Origin of the sequence: Nocardia grenadensis, assembly GCF_050942415.1 — a bacterium.
GTDB lineage: Bacteria > Actinomycetota > Actinomycetes > Mycobacteriales > Mycobacteriaceae > Nocardia > Nocardia grenadensis.
In genome coordinates this window covers 6,089,899-6,111,944 of the sequence record NZ_CP192054.1, presented here as the reverse complement: position 1 = coordinate 6,111,944, position 22,046 = coordinate 6,089,899, and the positions used below count along the sequence as shown (strand labels likewise).

At 68.0% G+C, this 22,046-nt stretch carries 17 protein-coding genes and 2 pseudogenes; 12 read left to right on the top strand and 7 right to left on the bottom strand.

What is annotated here, in order from left to right:
* Positions 1–64: 64 nt before the first annotated feature.
* Both ACQPYS_RS27955 and ACQPYS_RS27950 read right to left on the bottom strand, forming a co-directional pair.
* A complete protein-coding gene (locus ACQPYS_RS27955; protein WP_063040787.1) occupies positions 65–1,420 on the bottom strand; it encodes a S1 family peptidase in 1,356 nt (451 codons plus the stop codon).
* 145 nt (positions 1,421–1,565) lie between these two features.
* Complete coding sequence (locus ACQPYS_RS27950) at positions 1,566–2,906, bottom strand: hypothetical protein (RefSeq protein ID WP_433491257.1); 1,341 nt, start codon at positions 2,904–2,906, stop codon at positions 1,566–1,568.
* A gap of 496 nt (positions 2,907–3,402) precedes the next feature.
* Here ACQPYS_RS27950 and dnaK point away from each other — a divergent pair, with 496 nt between their 5' ends.
* The 4 genes from dnaK to ACQPYS_RS27930 all read left to right on the top strand — a co-directional run bounded on the left by dnaK (position 3,403) and on the right by ACQPYS_RS27930 (position 7,789).
* Positions 3,403–5,253 (top strand): molecular chaperone DnaK, encoded by a 1,851-nt coding sequence (gene dnaK / locus ACQPYS_RS27945; protein WP_063040783.1) that lies wholly within the window; start codon positions 3,403–3,405, stop codon positions 5,251–5,253.
* A complete protein-coding gene (gene grpE / locus ACQPYS_RS27940; protein WP_063040781.1) occupies positions 5,250–5,960 on the top strand; it encodes a nucleotide exchange factor GrpE in 711 nt (236 codons plus the stop codon). The genes dnaK and grpE overlap by 4 nt, the downstream gene beginning before the upstream one ends.
* A gap of 171 nt (positions 5,961–6,131) precedes the next feature.
* Positions 6,132–7,301: a molecular chaperone DnaJ gene (gene dnaJ / locus ACQPYS_RS27935; RefSeq protein ID WP_063040779.1), complete on the top strand. Its 1,170-nt coding sequence runs from the start codon at positions 6,132–6,134 to the stop codon at positions 7,299–7,301.
* A gap of 53 nt (positions 7,302–7,354) precedes the next feature.
* Positions 7,355–7,789 (top strand): heat shock protein transcriptional repressor HspR, encoded by a 435-nt coding sequence (locus ACQPYS_RS27930; protein WP_174551748.1) that lies wholly within the window; start codon positions 7,355–7,357, stop codon positions 7,787–7,789.
* 430 nt (positions 7,790–8,219) lie between these two features.
* On the opposite strand, the gene ACQPYS_RS27925 is transcribed toward ACQPYS_RS27930, so the two are convergent.
* A complete protein-coding gene (locus tag ACQPYS_RS27925; protein ID WP_063040775.1) occupies positions 8,220–9,002 on the bottom strand; it encodes an FAD-binding oxidoreductase in 783 nt (260 codons plus the stop codon).
* Positions 9,003–9,067: 65 nt separating this feature from the next.
* Positions 9,068–10,225 carry a globin domain-containing protein gene (locus ACQPYS_RS27920; RefSeq protein ID WP_063040773.1) on the bottom strand — a complete coding sequence of 386 codons (1,158 nt, stop codon included), beginning with the start codon at positions 10,223–10,225 and terminating at the stop codon, positions 9,068–9,070.
* A 334-nt stretch (positions 10,226–10,559) separates the two neighbouring features.
* Between ACQPYS_RS27920 and clpB the strand changes: the two genes are divergently transcribed.
* The 7 genes from clpB (at position 10,560) to ACQPYS_RS27885 (ending at position 18,256) form a co-directional block, all read left to right on the top strand.
* On the top strand, positions 10,560–13,151 hold the full coding sequence (gene clpB, locus ACQPYS_RS27915) for an ATP-dependent chaperone ClpB (protein ID WP_433491256.1): 2,592 nt from the start codon (positions 10,560–10,562) through the stop codon (positions 13,149–13,151).
* Positions 13,152–13,485: 334 nt separating this feature from the next.
* A complete protein-coding gene (locus ACQPYS_RS27910; RefSeq protein WP_063040769.1) occupies positions 13,486–14,259 on the top strand; it encodes a DUF5666 domain-containing protein in 774 nt (257 codons plus the stop codon).
* Between the two features lie 65 nt (positions 14,260–14,324).
* On the top strand, positions 14,325–15,341 hold the full coding sequence (locus ACQPYS_RS27905; RefSeq protein WP_245664753.1) for a hypothetical protein: 1,017 nt from the start codon (positions 14,325–14,327) through the stop codon (positions 15,339–15,341).
* A gap of 135 nt (positions 15,342–15,476) precedes the next feature.
* Positions 15,477–16,025, top strand: a complete 549-nt coding sequence (gene pyrE / locus ACQPYS_RS27900; RefSeq protein ID WP_063040765.1) for an orotate phosphoribosyltransferase — start codon at positions 15,477–15,479, stop codon at positions 16,023–16,025.
* 94 nt (positions 16,026–16,119) lie between these two features.
* A complete protein-coding gene (locus tag ACQPYS_RS27895) occupies positions 16,120–17,178 on the top strand; it encodes a beta-ketoacyl-ACP synthase 3 (protein ID WP_431939376.1) in 1,059 nt (352 codons plus the stop codon).
* Between the two features lies 1 nt (position 17,179).
* Entirely contained in the window at positions 17,180–17,884 is a 705-nt protein-coding gene (locus ACQPYS_RS27890) for a lysoplasmalogenase (protein WP_431939252.1), read from the top strand.
* Positions 17,885–17,938: 54 nt separating this feature from the next.
* The gene (locus ACQPYS_RS27885; protein ID WP_063040759.1) at positions 17,939–18,256 is read left to right on the top strand and encodes a hypothetical protein; all 318 of its coding nucleotides are present in this window, start codon (positions 17,939–17,941) and stop codon (positions 18,254–18,256) included.
* A gap of 27 nt (positions 18,257–18,283) precedes the next feature.
* Here ACQPYS_RS27885 and ACQPYS_RS27880 read toward each other — a convergent pair whose 3' ends face one another.
* The gene (locus tag ACQPYS_RS27880; protein ID WP_063040757.1) at positions 18,284–19,045 is read right to left on the bottom strand and encodes a TrmH family RNA methyltransferase; all 762 of its coding nucleotides are present in this window, start codon (positions 19,043–19,045) and stop codon (positions 18,284–18,286) included.
* Positions 19,046–19,347: 302 nt separating this feature from the next.
* On the opposite strand from ACQPYS_RS27880, the gene ACQPYS_RS27875 reads away from it, so the two are divergent.
* Complete coding sequence (locus tag ACQPYS_RS27875) at positions 19,348–20,538, top strand: glycoside hydrolase family 76 protein (protein WP_433491255.1); 1,191 nt, start codon at positions 19,348–19,350, stop codon at positions 20,536–20,538.
* 87 nt (positions 20,539–20,625) lie between these two features.
* Here ACQPYS_RS27875 and ACQPYS_RS27870 read toward each other — a convergent pair.
* Positions 20,626–21,261: pseudogene (locus ACQPYS_RS27870) on the bottom strand (DedA family protein); the annotation flags it as partial.
* A gap of 177 nt (positions 21,262–21,438) precedes the next feature.
* A pseudogene (locus ACQPYS_RS27865) lies at positions 21,439–22,032 on the bottom strand (VTT domain-containing protein); the annotation flags it as partial.
* Positions 22,033–22,046: the final 14 nt, after the last annotated feature.

Below are 22,046 nucleotides of genomic sequence, written 5' to 3'. Positions count from 1 at the left end.
TTCTGGTCGGCGCCGACCTTCGTTTACCTATGCGTGGCATGAGCATGCGAAGACTATATCGGGCTCACCCGGCATTCGGCCTGGTTCGTACGGCGATACCGCTGCCGATGCCCCCACCGGCCGTCGCGTCGGCGTGCGAGAGGATGCCGCGAATGGGAATGCCCAGCGTAGCGGTGCCGCCGTATTGGGCGAGCGCGATATTGGCCTTTTCGCAATCGGGCGCGTCGGCGGCATTGGAACCACTGGTGATACCCAGTGCCAGGGTGCCGGTGACGATGGCGCCGCCGCTGTCGCCGCCCAGGGTGCAGGCCGAGCTGGCGAAACCGCGGATGATCTTCGAGTCGCCTTCGGTGGTGAACAGCTGGGTCTCGACCCGGTCGGCGACCACGAACCCACAGGTGAAGGTGGACGACTGTCCTGATTTGCACACCGGGGCGCCGACCACCGGATCGGCCGTACCGGTGATGGTCAGGGTGGTGCCGTTGGCGCCGCGCACCGACGGCTGATCCATGCCCGCGCCCACCGCGCGCTCGTTCAGCTGGATAACCGAATAGTCCAGCGTGCTGGGACCACCGAGTTCCGACCGTACGAAGGTGCCCAGCTGCGGACTCGCCGGAATATTGCGGATATTCGGACCGTATACCGCGGCCCGCCCGTCGCCTTTGTCGATATTCGGATTGCAATGTCCGGCACTGATATTCAGTGCGTTACCGGCGGAATCGACACTGTTGAAGCCGAACGAGCAGACATCCACGCTCTTCAACTCCGCGTCGTCGAGCGCGCCGGGGGCGCTGATATAGGTGTCCCCACCCATCGGATGATGCTCCACCGGGCCGCCGCCGTCCGGGGAAAGGACCACCTTGATGTTGGCGATTAGGGTCGGCAGGTTGAGCATATGTGCCAGTGGCGTATTCGCGACATTGACGACCAGTTGACTGTTGAGGAAGTCGATGGCGATGGAATTGATCAGCTGCGAGATATCCCGGGGCTGCGCGGCGACCCATTGGTTCATCTGGGTGAGCGAGGTTTCCAGCGCGGCTGCCGAGACCGGGGCCAGGCGAGTGGAATACCCGTCGTCGCTGGCCACCTTGGCGGCGTCCGGCGAGGTCACCGCGACGGTGGGCTTACCCTCCGGGGTTATCCACGCGCCGGCGAAGACCTCCGGGCGCTCGGCGCGGAACTCGGCGGCGTAGGTCTGCAGCTGCTGGGCGCGCGCGGCACGGTCCAGATATTCGGTCGGGGTCATGTTCAGATCGCGGGACAGCGCTTCGACCAGTTCGGCCGGTAGGTCCTCGGCGCTGAGTTGCCCGGGTTCGGGGGCGGCGATCGCCGCGGTCGCACCGAACAGGGGAGCCAGGAGAACGGTCGAGCCGATAACGGCAGCCTTGACCGCGGCGCGACGCGCCACCGACTTGCGCATGGAGTCCCTTCGTCGGCACTGTGTGCCAGATAATCCGTGGCCACGAGAGCGAATCCGTTGGCGCACAGGTTTGCTCGAGCTTCGACCGAGTTGCCGGGGTGGCCGGAATAACACCGGTCAGCGGATCACTCTAAGGCACAAATCGTTATCTGGCCTCTTCTTGACGACCTTCCTTGGATCCGGTGTCGGGAAGGTCCATTTCCGGGTCCTCGGTGCGGAACGGAACGGGGAAGGGGAAGATCCGCGGCCGGGTCCGGGTGGTTGTGGTCTCGGTCTCGGTGGTCGGCTCGGTGAGGGTCGGGCCGCTGGGCTCCGGGATGGTCGTCGAGGGGGCCGTGGTGGGCGCCGGGGTCGTTTCGGTGACGGTGACCGGAGGCGGGGCGGGGAGCGGTTCCTCGGTGTAGGTGGGTTCCGGCTCGTAGGTCGGCTCGGATGTATAGGACGGGATCTCGGGGGCCGGGGCGACCGGCTGCGGCTGAACCGGCGGCTGGACCGGCGGCGGAGCCGGCGGGGTATCGGCCACCGAGGTGGTGGCCGGTTCGCCCGGCTCCGCCGCGCCGGGCCGCAGGATCGCGGTGACGCCGAGGGCGCCGATCAGCAGGCCGCCGAACGCCGCGGCCGCCACCAGCGCGGCGGTACGTCGGTGGCCGCGATTCCGGTCGGTGGCCGCCACCGCGGTCGCGGGCTTCGCCGGGGTCGAGGCGGAAACCGCTGCCGCGGTACCGGTCGCGGGCCGGGGGCCGGCCGCCGGCCCCGACCCGGTGGCCGGCCGCGATCCAGTGGCGGGGTCCGACCCGGCGGCTATGGCCGCCAGGCTCGGGCCACCGTAGGTGGCTTCGGGATCCAGGGCGGGAACCAGCGCGGAGTACGCCTTGGCCGGGGTATCGCCGTCGCGCAATTTCGGCATGACGACGGTGTCCAGCGCGGAGTTCTGGGCGGTGGAGGGATCGGGCGGAGTGACGCCGGCCGGGGTCTCCAGGACGACCGCGAGTGCCGCCCGGCCCGCGCTCTCGGCGAAGTACCGGCCCGTATCCGCGGGGGTGAGATGGGCGGGGCCCGCGGGGAGTTCGTCCTCGCCGACCAGGGCCACCGATTTCAGGCCCAGATAGTCGAGCGCGCCGCGTAGGGCCATCACCTGTCCGGCTTCCCATCCGGCGGGATGGGCGGCATAGAACTCGGCGGGACCGTTGAGGTGTTCGGCAGTGAGGTTGATCAGGCAGAACAGGGCGGTAGCGAGCAGGTCTTCGCCGCGATAGGCCTCGCCGTCGTCCACGACGACGCCCGCCGGATCGCCCACGGCCGCCACGAAACCGGTGATCGGATGGCTGTGCCCGGGCGGGGCGACGGCGCCGCCGAGGGCCGCGTCGCCGTCCTCGGACATGTACAGCACCGGCTCACGGAGGATGAAGTGCGGATCCCCGTCGTCGTCGACGACCGCCGCGGTGCACGCGTACTCGGCGATGTGCAGGCCCACCCCAGTGGCCATTCTCGGATCCTCGCTTCGACTTCCTCATCCAAAAACCACGGTACGGTTCACCCGCACGTCGCCGTACCGCGACGCGGGACGGTGCGGTCACCATGGGCGGAGCTTCGACAATAGCGCCGACGATCGGGTCGTGGGGATCGGGGCGCGGGGCCCGGTGGGGTGCCGGCGCGATACAGCTGGGTCACGATACCGCGCCGAGCCGGTTGAGGGTGTCGGGTCGGGGAAGAATGGGGCGGGCACCGGTGTGCTGCGGGGGCGGGAATAGATCGCCGGGGCCGGGGGTTGAGCTGATCGACAATGTTGAGTGACATAGGCTCAAGTTTGACTTGACGGCCTCTCGGAAGCCGGGCAGGATTGAGCCGACCACGCTCAGTATTGCTGGGGCCGTGCTCTATGTTCTGCCTGGAGCTGGTCCGCGCGGTGGGTCCCTCGACCCGCGGCGCAATGGGCACAGTGCCCGGACAGACACAAGCAGTCGAAAATGAGGAGGAAACAAATGGCTCGTGCGGTCGGAATCGACCTCGGGACCACGAACTCGGTCGTCGCCGTTCTCGAAGGTGGTGAGCCGGTCGTCGTCGCCAACTCCGAGGGTTCGCGCACCACGCCCTCTGTCGTCGCGTTCGCCAAGAACGGTGAAGTGCTGGTCGGTCAGCCGGCCAAGAACCAGGCCGTGACCAACGTCGACCGCACGATCCGCTCGGTGAAACGGCATATCGGCACCGACTGGACCGTGGAGATCGACGGTAAGAAATACACCTCGCAGGAGATCAGCGCGCGCACGCTGATGAAGCTGAAGCGCGACGCCGAGTCCTACCTGGGCGAGGAGATCACCGACGCGGTGATCACCGTGCCCGCCTACTTCGAGGACGCCCAGCGCCAGGCCACCAAGGAAGCCGGCCAGATCGCCGGCCTCAATGTGCTGCGCATCGTCAACGAACCCACCGCCGCCGCCCTGGCCTACGGCCTGGACAAGGGCGACAAGGAACAGACCATCCTGGTCTTCGACCTCGGTGGCGGTACCTTCGACGTCTCGCTGCTGGAGATCGGCGAAGGTGTCGTCGAGGTCCGTGCCACCTCCGGTGACAACCATCTCGGTGGTGACGACTGGGACGAGCGGGTCGTGAAGTGGCTGGTCGACAAGTTCAAGTCCAGCTCGGGCATCGACCTGACCAAGGACAAGATGGCCATGCAGCGGCTGCGCGAGGCCGCCGAGAAGGCCAAGATCGAGCTGAGCTCCTCGCAGAGCACTTCGATCAACCTGCCCTACATCACCGTCGACGCGGACAAGAACCCGCTGTTCCTCGACGAGCAGCTGACCCGCGCCGAGTTCCAGAAGATCACCTCGGACCTGCTGGACCGCACCCGCGCGCCGTTCCAGTCCGTGGTCAAGGACGCTGGGATCAAGGTCTCCGATATCGACCATGTCGTGCTCGTCGGTGGCTCCACCCGGATGCCCGCGGTCTCCGAACTGGTCAAGGAACTGACCGGTGGCAAAGAACCCAACAAGGGCGTGAACCCGGACGAGGTCGTCGCAGTCGGCGCCGCACTGCAGGCCGGTGTGCTCAAGGGTGAGGTCAAGGATGTCCTGCTGCTCGACGTGACCCCGCTGTCGCTGGGTATCGAGACCAAGGGCGGCGTGATGACCAACCTCATCGAGCGCAACACCACCATCCCGACCAAGCGTTCGGAAACCTTCACCACGGCCAACGACAACCAGCCGTCGGTGCAGATCCAGGTGTTCCAGGGTGAGCGCGAGATCGCCGCGCACAACAAGCTGCTCGGCTCCTTCGAGCTGACCGGTATCCCGCCGGCCCCGCGCGGGGTGCCGCAGATCGAGGTCACCTTCGATATCGACGCCAACGGCATCGTGCACGTGACCGCGAAGGACAAGGGCACCGGTAAAGAGAACACGATCAAGATCCAGGACGGCTCCGGCCTGTCCAAGGAAGAGATCGACCGGATGGTCAAGGACGCCGAGGCGCACGCCGCCGAGGACAAGGCGCGCCGCGAGGAAGCGGAGACCCGCAACCAGGCCGAATCGCTGGTACACCAGACCGAGAAGTTCATCTCCGACAACGAGGACAAGGTTCCGGCGGATGTGAAGTCCAAGGTCGAGGCGGCGATCGACGACGCCAAGAAGGCGCTCGAGGGCACCGACACCGCCGCGGTGAAGGCCGCGGTGGAGAAGCTGGCCACCGAATCGCAGGCACTGGGTCAGGCGATCTACGAGGCGCAGGCCTCCGAGAGCGCGGCCTCCGGTAACGGCGCCGCGGGTGCGGACGCCGGCGACGACCAGGTGGTCGACGCCGAGGTCGTGGACGAGCCGGTCGACACGGAGAAGAAGTGACGAATTCGGGAAACAAGGGAAACTCCGAAGAGCCGGTCAGCTTCGTCGATAAGCGCAAGATCGATCCGGAGACCGGTGAGGTCCGTGAACAGGCCGGGGCGGCCGACGGCGCCTCCTCGGCCGGGACCGAGGAGGGCGTAGCCCCCCAGGCGCCCCAGGCCGGCCTCGAAGGTGACGGCGTCGACGCGGCGCCCGCCGCGGCCCCGGCATCGGACGAACTCGCCGAGCGCACCGCCGATCTGCAGCGGCTGACGGCCGAGTACACCAACTACCGGCGCCGGGTCGAACGCGATCGCAAGACCGCGATCGATTCCGCCAAGGCCGCCGTGGTCACCGAACTGCTCGGTGTCCTCGACGACCTGGACCGGGCCAAGGCGCACGGCGACCTGGAATCCGGGCCGCTGCGCTCGGTGGCCGACAAGTTGATCGAGGCTCTGCGCAAACAGGGGCTCGAGGAGTTCGGGTTCGAGGGCGAGCCTTTCGATCCGAACCTGCACGAGGCGGTCCAGCACGAGGGCTCCGGACACGATCCGGTGATCGGCGTGGTGATGCGGAAGGGGTATCGCTTCGGTGAGCGGGTGCTGCGGCACGCGCTGGTCGGCGTCACCGACGGTGTCGGCGACCTCGGAGCGGGCCAGGGTGCCGCGGACAGCGCGGAACCCGCTCGGGCGGAGGCATCGGATGCTGATGCCGGCTCGGACAAGTAACGACTCCGCGGCGAAAGCCACGGACCGGGTGGTGCGGCGCGCGCACGGAGTGATCCGCGCGCGCCGCGCTCCCGTCACGCGGCGCGCGACGGGCCCGGAGGCGGTAGGAAAGTACGACCACGCAGGGCCCCGCGCGGGCCGCGGAACAGTATCGAGAGGAGGAGATGCCCGGTGAGCCAGCGGGAGTGGATCGAGAAGGACTTCTACAAGGAGCTGGGTGTCTCCGCCGGCGCCTCCACCGAAGAGATCAAGAAGGCCTACCGCAAACTGGCCCGTGATCTGCATCCGGACGCCAATCCCGGCGATGCCTTGGCCGAGGAACGGTTCAAGGCGGTCAGCGAGGCGCACACCGTCCTGTCGGATCCCGCCAAGCGCGCGGAGTACGACGAAACCCGGCGGCTGTTCTCCGGCGGCGGGTACGGGCGGGGCGGCGGTTTCACCCCGGGTGCCGGTGGCGGGTTCTCCCAGAGTTTCGATCTGGGCGATATCTTCGGCCAGGCCGGCGGTGGCGCCGACGGTGGGCTCGGTGATCTGTTCGGCGGCCTGTTCAACCGGGGCGGCGGTCCCACACGCGGCGGCGGCCGGCCCCGCCGGGGCGCCGATGTGGAGGCCGAGACGACCCTCGGGTTCCGGGAGGCGGCCAAGGGCGTGACGGTGCCGTTGCACCTGACCAGCCCGTCGCCGTGCACCACCTGTCATGGCAGTGGCGCCAAACCGGGTACCAGCCCCCGAGTGTGCCCGATCTGCAACGGCAGCGGTGTGGTGAGCCGCAATCAGGGCGCGTTCGGATTCAGTGAACCGTGCGACGAGTGCCGCGGCACCGGGTCGATCATCGACGACCCGTGCGTGGACTGCCACGGCAGCGGTATCCAGAACCGCACCCGCACCATCAATGTCCGCATCCCCCCGGGTATCGCGGACGGGCAACGGATCCGGCTCGCCGGGCAGGGTGAGGCGGGCCTGCGGGGCGCGCCCTCGGGCGACCTGTTCGTCACGGTGCACGTCGGCCAGGACAAGGTCTTCGGCCGGGCCGGCGACGACCTGACCCTGGCACTGCCGGTCAGCTACAGTGAATTGGTGCTCGGTACGACCGTATCGGTGCCCACTCTGGAGGGCCGGGTCGGCGTGAAGGTGCCACCGGGTACCGCGGACGGACGCATCCTGCGGGTGCGGGGCCGCGGAGTGCCCAAACGTGGTGGCGGAGCCGGTGATCTGCTGGTCACCGTGAAGGTCGCCGTGCCGCCGAAGCTGGATGACGATGCCGTTGCCGCGCTGCGCGCGTTGCAGGAGGCGGAGAAGGCCAGCGGCTTCGATCCGAGAGCGGGATGGGCAGGTGCGTGATGGAGCCGAAACGAGGACCCGAGGCAGAATCGGCTCGCGCGGCGGCCCGAGCGATGGGCCCGGAGGCGGCAGCGCAGCGTAACCACGTAGGCCCCCGGGAGGGGCGGCAATCGAGTACCGAATATTTCGTGATCTCGGTGGCCGCCCAGCTGGCCGGTATGCACGCGCAGACCCTGCGTACCTACGACCGGCTGGGTCTGGTGACACCGCAGCGCACATCGGGTGGCGGCCGACGCTACTCGGAACGGGATGTGGAGCTGCTGCGCGAGGTGCAGCGGCTTTCCCAGGACGAGGGCGTCAATCTCGCCGGCATCAAACGGATCATCGAGCTCACCAATCAGGTGACCGAACTCCAGCAGCGGGTGGTCGAGCTGACCGCGGAACTGGAACGGGAGCGGACCCGGCCGGATTATCGGCCGGAACTGATTCCGCCGCAGCGCAATACCGCCCTGGTGGTGTGGCAGCCGCGTCACCGGCGGCAGTATTGATTTGCGGCTGTGTTTATTTGCGCGCCTCCGGCGCGCGGGTCGGGGCCCTGTGACCCCGATTCTTCCCTCCTCCGCTCAGTCGCTGCGCTCCCTCGCTCCGTCAGTCCAGAATCGGGGGCGGGCCCCGACCATTGAGATAGACCATCCGGAATAGACCGGAGGTGGATGCTGTCGTGCGCTTGGACCGGCCTGGGGAGGCGCACGCCACTGTAAGTGCTCAATGGTCACCGGTCTCTGGACTGTTGACTGCACACGCTCGGTCGCTACGCTCCTTCGCTCCGTCGGTCCAGAATCGGAGGCCCGACCATTGAGGTAGACCATCCGGGATAGACCGGAGGTGGATGCTGTCGTGCGCTTGGACCGGCCTGGGTAAGTGCTCAATTCACCGGTCTCTGGATTGTCGACTCCGACTCGATCGACCGGCGCCGGGTCAGGCTCCTTCGAACTGGATTCGTTCGGCCGGGGTACCGGCGTCGAGCAGCCGTTCCACAGTGGACCTGGTCATCGCGGGCGAACCGCAGACCAGCACTTGGTGCCGGTTGAACGAACCGTAGGAGCCGACCACTTCGGCGAGGGTGCCCTGTAGCAGGTCGTCCTCGTCGAAACCGATGTCCACTCGGTGACTTTCGTACCACTTGTCGGGCCAGGACGGATCATCGAGCCGTTCCACCACCGGCACCACGGTGAGCCAGGGCAGGTCGGCGGCGAGCAGGACGAGCATATCGGCGGCGTACAGGTCGCGCGGGGCGGAGCCGCCGAAGAACAGATAGGTGGTGGGCGGGTTCTCGTGCCGGGCCAGTTCCAGGATCTGGGCCCGCAGCGGAGCCAAACCGGTGCCGCCGGCGATCATCACCACCTCGTCGCCGTCGGGGTCGACGGTGAACAGTCCCTCGGGCGCGGACAGTTTCCACCGGTCCCCGACCGCGGTGTCGGCGACGATACCGGCGCTGCACCAGCCGCCCGCGACGGTTCTCACGTGGAATTCGAGCTTTCCGTCCAGCGACGGCGGCAGCGCGGGGGAGAACCGGCGGCGCATTCCCGGGAACTGCGGGACCTCCACCTGCACCGACTGGCCCGCATGGAATGGTATGTACTCGCCGATCAAGCGGACAACCGCCATATCGTGGCGCAGCCGGTGATGTTCGACGACATCGGCCAGCCAGTACGACCGCTGGGACGAATGGGCGGGGGACGCGCTCGGGTCGTTCGTCATACCTCACTCCGCTGACAGGCCGGGCCGAGCGGTAGACCGCCCGGTGCTCGATGTGTCGATACCGATCAGACCGGATCGGTACTGATGATCTCCTCCGGGGTGCCGACCGCGAGCAGCGCGCGCCGGGTGTCGGCGATCATCTTCGCCGAACCGGCGATCTGAATCTGCCGATCCTCCCATGCGCCGAAGCTGGCCACCACGGCGCCGAGGTTGCCGACCAGGCGCCGGTGCATTCCGTAGGGCGCGTCCTCGGTGGGATGCGGGTACCACCACGGGTTGGTCTTGTGCTCGCAGACCGGGACGATGGTGAGCCACGGGTTGCTCTGCGAGAGCTGCCACATGTTCTCCACGTCGTACAGGTCGCAGGGGTAGACCCCGCCGATGAAGAAGTGCACGCGAGGGTTGATTCCGCGCCGGCCCATCTCGATCAGCTGGGCGCGTAGCGGCGCGACACCGGTGCCCGAACCGATCATCAGTACATCGCGGCCGCTGTCCTGGTCGACCTGCAGGCCGCCGAGCGGTCCGCCGATGAGCCAGCGGTCGCCGACCTTGGTCTCGTTGACGATGGAGGGGCTCACCCAGCCGCCGCGGACCTTGCGGACATGGAATTCGATCTCGCCGTAGGGGTTCGACGGGATGGCGGGGGAGAGGTAGCGCCACATCCGTGGCCGCTGCGGAACGGAGACGGGGACGTACTGCCCGGCCAGGTAAGGGATCGGGTCGTCGGACTGCAACCGGACGATGGCGAGGTCCTCGAGGACGTGCCGGTGCCCGACGACGGTGGCCTCCCAGTAAGGCGGTGAATCGTCGGAGTTGGCCCCGATGGCCATGGCGGCGGAGATGAGCAGGCACACATCGCGCCAGCCCTCGGCGAGTTCTCTGGTCCAGTACGGGCCGTTGTAGGTCTGGAAGGCGGCGTAGAGGGCGGGGCCGGCCTGGTCGTAGTGTGCGGCCTCGACGCCGTACTTGCGATGATCGCGAGCCAGCTGTTCGAGGAACTTCTGGGCGCGATCCCAGTCCTCGAGGTGATCGAGCATGTACTGGACCGCGGTGACGATCCGCTTCGCCTGCATATCCATGGCGGGCGGGAACAGTTCCCGCAGCCGCGGGTTCTCCGCGAACAGGTGACCGTAAAACGCGCTGACCAACCGCTCGGGACCACTCGGCGCATCGAGCACCGACTGGAAGTTGGCGCGGACCAGCGCTGCCGAACGCGCATCCACGGCGTGGAGCTTCCTTTCCCTGGATTCCGACCCGGAGGGACGTAGCCGTTACCGGCGGTCCTTCACCCGACCAGTATCCCCGAAAAAAGAGATGATGGTGGGTGTGAAATACGGTTACCGGGTTTGATCGATCTTGTTGGCGGGTAACGACGCGTCGTTATGAGCCGTGACCCAGCACTTTTCTGGCAACCCGGCGGCCGGGTACAGCCGTAGAAAAAACTAAAGTTGAGCGGAACAGACTCAACCTTTCGAACGTTGAATCGGGCAGGACGGCACGAGACACCGGGATCGGTGCGGATGCCGGATGAGATATCGACTAGCAGGAAGGTGCTTCGTGGACTCGTTCAATCCCACCACCAAGACCCAGGCCGCGCTGACCGCCGCATTGCAGGCGGCCTCCTCCGCCGGCAACCCGGAGATCCGGCCGGCTCATCTGCTGGTGGCACTGCTGGACCAGACCGACGGTATCGCCGCGCCCCTGCTGAAAGCGGTGGGCACCGACCCCGCGACAGTGCGACGCGAGGCCCAGGACATCGTCGACCGGCTCCCGCGCGCCACCGGCGCCACCGCGACTCCGCAGCTGGGTCGCGAAGCGCTGGCCGCGATCACCGCGGCCCAGCATCTGGCCACCGAACTCGGCGACGAGTACGTCTCCACCGAACATGTGATGGTCGGCCTGGCCTCCGGCGACTCCGATGTGACCATGCTGCTGGACAAATACGGCGCCACGGCCACCGCTCTGCGCGAGGCGTTCACCACGGTGCGCGGCAATACCCGCGTGAGCAGCCCGGACCCGGAAGGCAGCTATCAGGCGCTGGAAAAGTACTCCACCGACCTCACCGACGCCGCGCGCGCCGGAAAACTGGACCCGGTGATCGGTCGCGATACCGAGATCCGCCGGGTGGTGCAGGTGCTGTCCAGACGCACCAAGAACAACCCGGTGCTCATCGGTGAGCCGGGCGTCGGCAAAACCGCGATCGTGGAGGGCCTGGCCCAGCGCATCGTGGCCGGTGACGTCCCGGAATCGCTACGCGGAAAGACCGTTATCTCGCTCGACCTGGGCGCGATGGTCGCGGGCGCGAAGTACCGCGGCGAATTCGAGGAACGGCTCAAGGCCGTGCTCGAGGAGATCAAATCCAGTGCCGGGCAGATCATCACCTTCATCGACGAACTGCACACCATCGTGGGTGCCGGCGCGACCGGCGAATCCGCGATGGACGCCGGAAACATGATCAAGCCGATGCTCGCCCGCGGCGAACTGCGGCTCGTCGGCGCGACGACCCTCGACGAGTACCGGCAGCACATCGAGAAGGACGCCGCGCTCGAGCGCCGCTTCCAGCAGGTGATGGTCGGCGAACCCTCGGTGGAGGACACCGTCGGCATCCTGCGCGGTATCAAGGAGCGTTACGAGGTGCACCACGGTGTGCGGATCACCGACTCCGCCCTGGTGTCCGCGGCCGCGCTGTCGGACCGCTACATCACCTCCCGCTTCCTGCCCGACAAGGCGATCGACCTGGTGGACGAGGCGGCATCGCGGCTGCGGATGGAGATCGATTCCCGGCCGGTGGAGATCGACGAGGTCGAACGCGCGGTGCGGCGGCTCGAGATCGAAGAGGTGGCGCTGACGAAGGAGACCGACGAGGCGTCCAAGCAGCGGCTGGAGCGGCTGCGCGCCGAACTCGCCGACGATCGCGAGAAGCTCAACCAGCTCACCACCCGCTGGCAGAACGAGAAAACCGCCATCGACCAGGTCCGGGTACTCAAAGAGCAGCTCGAAAACCTGCGCGGCGAATCCGAGCGCGCCGAACGCGACGGTGACCTCGGCAAGGCCGCCGAACTGCGGTACGGCCGGATCCCGACGCTGGAGAAGGAACTCGCCGAGGCCGAGAAGACCTCCGGCGCGGCGGCCGACGGCGAGGTCATGCTCAAGGAAGAGGTCGGGCCGGACGATATCGCCGAGGTGATCTCTGCGTGGACCGGTATTCCGGTGGGCCGGTTGCTGGAGGGTGAGACCGAGAAACTGCTGCGGATGGAAGCCGAACTCGGCCGTCGCGTCGTCGGGCAGCACGACGCGGTGCGCGCGGTGTCCGACGCGGTGCGGCGGGCGCGGGCCGGAGTCGCCGACCCCAACCGGCCGACCGGCTCGTTCCTGTTCGTCGGGCCTACCGGTGTCGGTAAAACCGAGCTGGCCAAGGCGCTCGCGGACTTCCTGTTCGACGACGAACGCGCGATGGTCCGCATCGATATGAGCGAGTACAGCGAGAAGCACGCGGTCGCCCGCCTGGTGGGCGCCCCGCCCGGATACGTCGGCTACGACCAGGGCGGGCAGCTCACCGAGGCGGTACGGCGGCGGCCGTACACGGTGGTGCTGTTCGACGAGATCGAGAAGGCGCATCCGGATGTCTTCGACATCCTGCTCGCCGTACTCGACGAGGGCCGGCTCACCGACGGACAGGGCCGGACGGTGGATTTCCGCAACACCATCCTGATCCTCACCTCCAATCTCGGCGCCGGAGCCGACGCCGAATTCGTGATGAACGCGGTGCGCGCCGCGTTCAAACCGGAGTTCCTGAACCGGCTCGATGATGTGGTCATGTTCCAGGCCCTCGACGAGGACCAGCTCGCTCATGTCGTGGACATTCAGCTCGATCAGCTGCAGCGGCGGCTCGCGCAACGGCGGCTGACCCTCGAGGTGAGCGATTCGGCGCGGTTCTGGCTGGCGGTGCGCGGATACGACCCGGTCTACGGTGCCCGCCCGCTGCGGCGCCTCATCCAGCAGTCCATCGGCGACACTCTGGCCAAGGAACTGCTGGCCGGGAAGGTCACCGACGGTGACACGGTCGATGTGGGCGTCACCCCGGACGGGGACGGGCTCGTCGTCGGGCCGCGCGATCGCGACCCCGCCGCGGTCACCGCGGGTCCATAACCCCGCGCCACGTTCACCGCGAATGCGGCGCCGACCTCGTCGTCGGCGCCGCATCTCGGCACCGGTCCCGGACGACCGCGCTCGCCCGGGACCGTTCGGTCGAGGTTCGGGGCCGGTGCCGTGGGCATGTCGACACGCTCGGCCGGAGCGGACGCGGAGGTACGCCGAGGTTGATTGCGGGGAGTGTGAACCGACCGTCGGCATATGGACGTGCTCGGCCGGAGCGGATGCGGAGGTACGCCGGTTTCGGCTCCGGTGGGTGCTGTGGGCGGACAGTCGGCTTGTCGGCGTGCACGGCCGGAGCGGAGGCGGGGGTACGCCTAGTCTGGGTGACATGACCAACCCGAACGATCCCTGGGCGAGGCGGCCGGACGACGATCCGACCCAGCACCTGGGTCAGCCGGGGGAATCGGCCACCGAGAAGCTATCCGCGGGCTACGGCCCGGTGGGTTACGGGGAGCCGACCACGGCCTATCCGGGCAACGATCCCTACGGTGGCTGGGGGGCGGGTCCGAATCCGACCCGGGAGATGCCGCTCTATCCGGGCGAGCCCTACCAGAACCAGTGGGGTGGGTACGGTCCGCCGGGCCAGGTACCGCCGGGACAGATGCCGCCCGAACCGCCGCCGCCGAAGCGGACCGGGATGTGGGTCGGTATCGCGCTCGCGGTCATCGCGTTGATCGGGCTCGCCGGTATCGCCGCCGGGATGCTCTTCGGCGGTGACTCCGGCACCACGGCGAGCGACACCACGACCAGTAGTCGTCCGACGAGCCGTGGACTACCGGCCGATCCGGGCGATTCGGGTCCCGCGCTTCCCAGCCTGCCCGGCCTGCCGGATATGCCGGAGACCGGCGATCCCGAAGCCGGTGGTACCACTATGGGCACCATCAGCGCGAATTCCGGAGGGACGCTCACGATCAGTACACTCACCGGAGCCGAGGTGACGGTGCACACCAGCCCGTCCACTCAGGTGATATCGCTGGCCGGGGCCACCGTGGACGCGCTGCCGACCGGCGACCTGGTGATCGTGCAGGGTCAGAAGAGTCCGGACGGATCCATTCAGGCCGATGTCATCATCAGCACCGCCCTCGAAGGAGGCGGGCGATGAGAAATCCGCGGCGCGCAGTGTGGGTGCCCGGCATTACGCCGGGCGGGTCGATAGGCTAGGCGACGATGACGGCAATGTGGTTCGGGCTGGCGGCAATCACCCTCGCGGGTGCGATAGTGCTGCTCTACTTCGACCGGCGCCAGCGGCAGCGGACCGGTCACGCGCGGCAGGTGTGGGCGAAAGCCCAGGGATACACCTATGTGTCGGTGGAACCGGCGCTCGCTTCGACGTGGCGGCGCGGTGCGCTGGCCAAGCTCGGGTATCTGACCGCGGTGGACGTGGTGACCGGTATCCGCAAGGGCGAGAAATTCGTGCTGCTGGATCTGGAGGATTCCGCGACCCTGGTCGCGGTCCGTCGGCAGATCGGCTCGGATATCGATGTCGATATGCGGCTCAAGACGATGAATCCGCCCAAGGACGCCGACCTCGAACTACTCGGCGCCATCGGCGACCGCGTCGTTTTCGCGACCAATCCCGAGATCGCGCGGCATGCGGTCGACCAGCGGATGGTCGCGTTCATCGAATCGCTGGCCGATACGGTGCAGATGCTGTGGAGTGAGGGCAACTGGACCCTCGGCATGCTTCCGGTCGGCACCGCGGCCAAGGACTGGGAGACCGGTATCGACGCCGTCCTGCGGCTGTCGGGCCTGTTGCACGTGCTGCCGCCGGTCACCGAACCCCGCTCCGACGATCCCGAACCCGGGGGCGGGCGCCCGCGTGCCCGGATCCGCTCGGCGGAATACGACGACCGGGACGAGGACTACGACGATTTCGACGACCGCGAAGGCGGTCGGTACGGGCGGCCGGCCCCCAATGTCCGGTACCGCCAGGACGATCCCGAGGATATCGACGAACCGGACCGGCGCGACGCCGATACCGGCGATGCCCCGCCGCGGCGACCGAGCCTGGCCGTGGTCCCCGATTCCCGCCCGGCGGACCGGCCCGCCCGTGCGGAATCCGACCGCGACTCCGACCCGCGGGAGCACCGGGAACCGGCCCGCGGCGACGATCAGGAGCAGTCCCGGCCCGGGGGTCCGTTCCACCCGGGATTCCGCCCCTACCAGGGTCCGGTCCCGCAGTAGATTTCCCCGATACGCACTCCGCGCGACCTGCGACAACTCCGCGCGGAGCGTCCCCGTATCCTGCTTCGCAGGGCGCCGCAGCGGGCGCCGGGACATGTACTGCCGTGACTCGCCTACGTGGGCGGAAGGACACCGATGATCGACCAGGCAACGACCGACCGGGACGTTTTGGCCGGACTGGTGCGCGATTTAGCCGTCGTGCACGGCAAGGTGACGCTGTCCTCGGGTAAGGAGGCCGACTACTACGTCGACCTGCGCCGGGCGACCCTGCACCACCGGGCCGGTCCGCTGATCGGCAAACTGCTGCGCGACCTCGTCGCCGACTGGGACTTCGATGCCGTCGGCGGCCTCACCATGGGCGCCGACCCGGTCGCGCTCGCGGTGATGCACGCCCCGGGCCGGCCGATCGACGCGTTCGTGGTGCGCAAGGCGGCGAAAACCCACGGGATGCAACGTCAGATCGAGGGCCCCGATGTGGTGGGTAGGCGGGTCCTGGTGGTCGAGGACACGACGACCACCGGTAATTCTCCGCTGACCGCGGTGCGCGCGCTGCGCGACGCGGGCGCGACAGTGGTCGGGGTGGCCACCGTGGTGGACCGGGAGACCGGCGCCGACCGGGTCATCGCCGACGAGGGTCTCGAGTACCGCTCCATCCTGAGTCTCGGGGACCTCGAGCTCAACTGAACACCGCTGCCGAATCACGGCGGCTGTGCACCGGTCCGTCCCGCTCGGTTAGCCTGAGAATCCGACAGTATCGCAAGTGAAGGGTCGTGGAGTCGTGGTGAGCATTGCCGGCAAGAAGGGGCACGACAACGTAGCAATGCTCGGCATCGGTGCCTACCGGCCGACGCGCGTGGTCAGCAATGACGAGGTGTGCCAGGTCCTGGATTCCACGGACGAATGGATCTTCGAACGCAGCGGTATCCGTAACCGGCGCTGGATCAGCGGCGACGAGTCGCTGCGGTCCATCTCGGTGGCCGCGGGCCGGCGTGCGCTGCGCAACAGCGGTGTCGACCCCTCGCGGATCGGCGCGCTCATTCTGGCCACCTCCAGTTGGCCGATGCTCACCCCGCACGGTGCCCCGATCGTCGCCAGCGACCTGGGCATGAACGGTATCGCCGCCTTCGACCTGACTTCCGGATGCGGTGGCTTCGGGTACGGGCTCGGGGTCGCCGGCGATATGATCCGCGCCGGTTCGGCCGAATACGTGCTGCTCATCGGGGCCGAGACCATGACCATCGGCATCGACCCGACCGACCGCGGTACGGCATTCATCTTCGGTGACGGCGCCGGCGCCGTGGTGATCGGCCCGAGCGAGGAGAACGGGATCTCCCCGACGGTCTGGGGCAGCGACGGCGAGAACGCCGAAGCGATCAAACAGGACGTCGATTTCATCGATTACATGCAGCGTGCCGAGGACCTACAGGGCACCGATCCCAAGGTGGAGCCGGTGGGCCGGATGGCACTGCGAATGGAGGGGCCGCGGGTGTTCCGGTGGGCCGCCGTCACGCTGCCGCGGGCACTGTCCACCGCGCTCGATGTGGCCGGGGTGTCCAAGGACGATATCGAGGTTTTCATCCCGCACCAGGCCAATGCCCGGATCAACGAGTTGATGAAGAAGAACCTCGGCCTGGCCGACGATATCCCCATGGCGGGCGATATCGAGAACACCGGTAATACCTCCGCGGCCTCGATTCCGCTGGCCATGGAGGAGATGCTGGCCACCGGTAAGGCCAAGGGCGGTCAGCTGGCGCTGCTGCTGGGTTTCGGCGCCGGGCTCAGCTACGCGGGTCAGGTCGTCATCCTGCCGCCGGCGCCCGCCGAGTCGAGTCTCTGAGATGCGCCCGCTGCGGGTCGGATTCCTCGCCGCCACCGCGGTGACCGTGGCGGGTGCGCTCACCGGCCGGCCGCGATGGCAGTGGGCGGCCAAACCGCTGATGATGCCGCTGCTCGCGGCCGATATCGCCACCAGCCGCGCCGATATCGCGCCGGCCGACCGGACCCTGCTGCTGAGTTCGCTGGGTGCCGCGACCGTCGGAGACGTACTGCTCATCGATCCCGACGACGATCGCCGGCTCATCGCCGGCGCGTCCTCCTTCGCCGTGATGCAGACCGGGTATGCCGCGCTGTGGTGGCGTTACGGTGCACGGCCGTCCGCCGCTGTCGCGATACCGAGGGTGCTGGCCTGGGCCGGTGCCGCCGCACTGCTCCGCGCGAAGGCGCCCGCACTCGCCGCGCCGCTGAGCGCGTACGGCGTGACGTTGGGTACCGCGGCCGTACTCGCCTCCGATCCGGCCCTGGCCCCGGACGCGGACAACGTGGCGGGCCTGAACATTCCGAACGCCGATCCCCGCAGCAGGCTCGGCGCGGGGGCGTTGCTGTTCACGGTATCGGACGGTCTCATCGTGCTGCGGCGGCTCTTCGCGCGCGGTGAACGGTCGCGGCGGGTGATCGAAGCGGTCATCCTGGCGACTTACGGCGCCGCCCAGTTCCTACTCGCCGATCCGGCCGCACACGAGCGCACACCACTCGCCACCCGCTGAGCCGGAAGGGATTTCCGCTGGGTAGCGCGCAGGCGCCGCCGATACCATCCACACATGAGCTATCCGCCGCCCGCGTACGGTTATCCGGCGTACGGTCCGCCACCACCCGATCACCCGCAGGCGACCACCGTGCTGATCCTCGGCATCGTCGGGATGATGTTCTGCCAGGTCTGCGCCCCGTTCGCGTGGGTGATGGGACGCCGGACGCTCAACGAGATCGACGCCTCCGGCGGCACCGTGGGCGGCCGCAGCAATGTGATGGTGGGTTACATCCTGGGCATCATCGGCTCGGTGCTGCTGATCCTGGGAGTGCTCGCGGTCATCGCCTACATCGTCTTGATGGTCGTGCTGATCGGGTCGAGTTCGGGCTAGCGCCCGGACGGCCGACCGCACGCGCGGTTACCAGGCGGCGGTGAGGTCGGCGTGCTGGCGGATCCAGGCGTGCATGGCGATACCCGCCGCCACTCCCGCGTTGATACTGCGGGTGGAACCGAACTGGGCGATGGATACCGTGAGCACCGCGGCGTCCCGGGCGCTTTCGGTGACTCCCGGTCCCTCCTGCCCGAACAGCAGCAGGCAGCGCCGCGGCAGCCGGACGGTCTCCAGCGGTACCGAGCCCGGGACATTGTCCACCGCGACCACGCTCAGATCTTCGGACCGGGCGAATTGGAGCAGGGCCTCGATATCCGCGTGATGGGTTATGTGCTGGTAGCGGTCGGTGACCATGGCGCCGCGCCGGTTCCAGCGGCGGCGGCCGACGATATGCACCGCGCCGGCGGCGAAGGCGTTGGCGGTGCGCACGACCGTGCCGATGTTCGCGTCGTGTCCGAAGTTCTCGATGGCGATATGGAACGGGTGGCGGCGGCGATCGATATCGGCCACGATCGCTTCCCGGGTCCAGTAGCGGTACGCGTCGACGACATTGCGGCGGTCGCCTTCGGCGAGCAGGACCGGGTCGAGCCGGTCGTCATCCGGCGGTGGACCGTCGTGCTCGGCCGTCCACGGCCCGACCCCGTTCGGGTTCTCACCCCATTCGGTCGGACCGGGCCCGGGTTCGGGATCCGGGTCGGGATCGTCGGATTCCTGTCGCGCCGCCGGCTCCGGGTCCGGGGTACGCGCTGTGGCGAGGCCCGGATCGGCCCCTAGCGCTGGGTTGGTCACGGCATGAATCGTAGTGCGGGCGGAACGGCATCGTCCGGTTCGGTCCGGCCCGGCCGAAACCCGTTGCGCGCCCGTTGGTTCTGCGAGCGGCTCGTCCACTCGCCGCGCCGCGGCCCGCCGCGGCCCGCGCGACACGCCCGGGCGTAAACCCGGGTTTACGGCATCCGGTGACCCGTTCCGCGCGTTGTTCGGCAGTAATTCCACGAGGTCCGGACCGAATCCGGGCGGAGTCGAACAGTTGCGCGTCGAGTCGGTAACAATTGAGCGGCGGAAAAGCCGATTCGCCTGGCAATATGGGTTTCATGACCCCGCCCAGCGACGATCTCGACGTTCCCCGGCGCTCGGCCGGGCAACAGCGCAGGCCGCCGGGCGACTCCGCGACACACTGGTCCGAGCGGGCCGACCGCGCCGAGGCCGCGATCCTCTCCCGTCATCTGCGGCCGGTATGGCTGCTGCCGGGCACCGCGCTCGGGGTGGTGGGCTGGCCGTCGATCCGCTGTGAGCGATTCCTTCTCACCTGGCACTACTGGTGGCAGGCCCATCTCATCGACTGCGCCGTCGACGCCGCCAACCGGGCGCCGACCATCGAACGCCGCAAACGGGTGGCGACCCTGGTCCGGTCGCACCGGTTGCGCAATATCTCCGGGTGGACCAACCGCTACTACGACGATATGGCCTGGCTGGCCATCGCCCTGGAACGCGCGGCCCGAATCCACGACAACGCGGAGGCCGTCGGCGCCCTCGGCCCGCTGGAACAGAAGTTGTACACGGCGTGGAACCCCGCGGTGGGCGGCGGTATCCCCTGGCGGGTGGGGGCGGATTTCTACAACGCCCCGGCCAATGGTCCCGCCGGTATCGCGCTGGCCCGGCTCGGCCGCTACGAGCGGGCAGCGGAAATAGCGGGCTGGATCGATGCGACGCTGCGTGATCCGGAGACCGGCCTGATCTTCGACGGTATCCACCTGCCCGCTCGGGAGCTGGAACGCCCGGTCTACACCTACTGCCAGGGCGTCGTGCTCGGCCTGGAAACCGAGCTCGCGGTACACACGGGGGATCCCGCGCATCTCGACCGGGTGCACCGCCTCCTGGACGCCGTGGAAGAGCATCTCACCGTCGACTGTGTGGTGCGCGGCGGCACCGGTGGCGACGGCGGGCTGTTCAACGGCATTCTCGTGCGCTATCTCGCCCAGGTTGCGCTGATGCTGCCCGGCAACGAACACGAACAACTCGCCGATCGGCGGGTGGCCGCGCGCATCGTGAAGGAATCGGCGGCCGCGGCGTGGGAGAACCGGCTCGACGTGGAGGGCGAACCCCTCTTCGGCCACGACTGGACGGTATCCGCTCAGCTGCCCAGCGGTGGCCGCGGCGCCGGCGGGCTCACCGCCAACGGGGCGGTCAGCTCCTCCCGGGTCCCCGAACGGGATCTATCGGTACAGCTGTCGGGATGGATGCTCATGGAAGCCGCCCATATGGTCACCGCGGCCGGTCTGTAGTTCGCGCCGGTCGTGACCGCGGCCCGGGTGGTGGCCCGCCCCTCCGATGCCGGGCAGCGGCATCGTGTCGGCGTCGGCGGACGCGGGATCCAGTTCGAAGTCCTCGATCGGCTGGGACATCTCCTGCCGGTACTGCCTGATACCGATGACGGTGCCGACGATCAGGCACACCACCAGCGAACCGATCACGATGGGCATGAGCCAGGAGATCCGCTGGATGAAACCACCGGCGTAGTACCCCATGAGCAGCAGGACCGGGGCCCAGATGATGGCGCCGATGGTACTGGCCACCGTGTAGCGGCGATGGTCCATGCCGGCCGCGCCGGCCACCATCGGGCACAGGGTGCGCACCCAGGGGATCCACCGCGCGATCAGGACCGCTACGAAACCGTGCCGCTGTAATAGTTCGGCGACCCGGGACAGGTTGCGGGTGTTGATGTAGCGCCCGTTCTTGCGGGCGACGAGCCGGTGGCCGGTTCTTCGCCCGACCATGTAGCCGACCTGGTTGCCGGCGATCGCGGCGACCATCGCGCCTATCGCGAGCAGCCAGACCTGGGTTTCGCCGGTGGCGTGTGAGGCCATCACGATGCCCGCGGTCAGCAGCATCGAATCGCCGGGCAGGAACAGTCCGAGAATAAACGCGCATTCCAGGAAGACGAAGGTCAGGACCACGGTCCAGACGAGTGCCGGTCCTGCGGAGATCAGGGGTTCGAAGCTGCCCATCGCATGGGGCACGGCCTGGACGCTCACCACTTACCGAACGGGAGAATCGTTCGCGCCGACCGGTCCGGCGTGCTGCACCACCGGCAGGGGCATGGTGTTGTCGAACTGGTCGGGCATATCCATGGCCGGAAGCTCCGCGGTCGAGACCAGGGTGCCGTTCGCGATGGTTTTGTCCGCTTTGCGGCCGGCCAGCTTCTTGGCGACCGCGCTGATGCCCGGCAGGATCGAGATGAACACGATGAGCAGGAAAATGGCCTCGACATGGTCGCGGATGAAGGCGACATTGCCGAGGAAGTACCCGAGCACGGTCACCCCACCGCCCCAGGCGACGGCGCCGACGATATCGAAGGCGACATAGCGCTGGTAGCTCATCTTGGAGACCCCGGCCAGCACCGGCATAAAAGTCCGAACGATCGGGACGAAACGGGCCAAGATGATCGTTTTGGGGCCGTGCTTCTCGAAGAATTCGTGCGTTTCGGTGACATAGCTCTTCTTGAAGAAGCGGGTGTCCTCTTTGTTGAACAGCGCGGGACCGATGGCCCGGCCGATCCAATACCCGCACTGATCACCGGCGAAAGCGATGAAGACGACGGCCGGAACCAATACCCAGATGGATACCGGCGGATTGGGTTGCGCGGCCAGCAGACCACCCGTGAACAGCAGCGAATCACCGGGGAGCAGTGGGAACAGCAGGCCGGTCTCGATGAAGACGATCACCAGAATGGCCGGTAGCACCGCGTTCTTCAGCCAGGTCTCGGTCAACAGGTGCATCGGGTCGAGCAGTT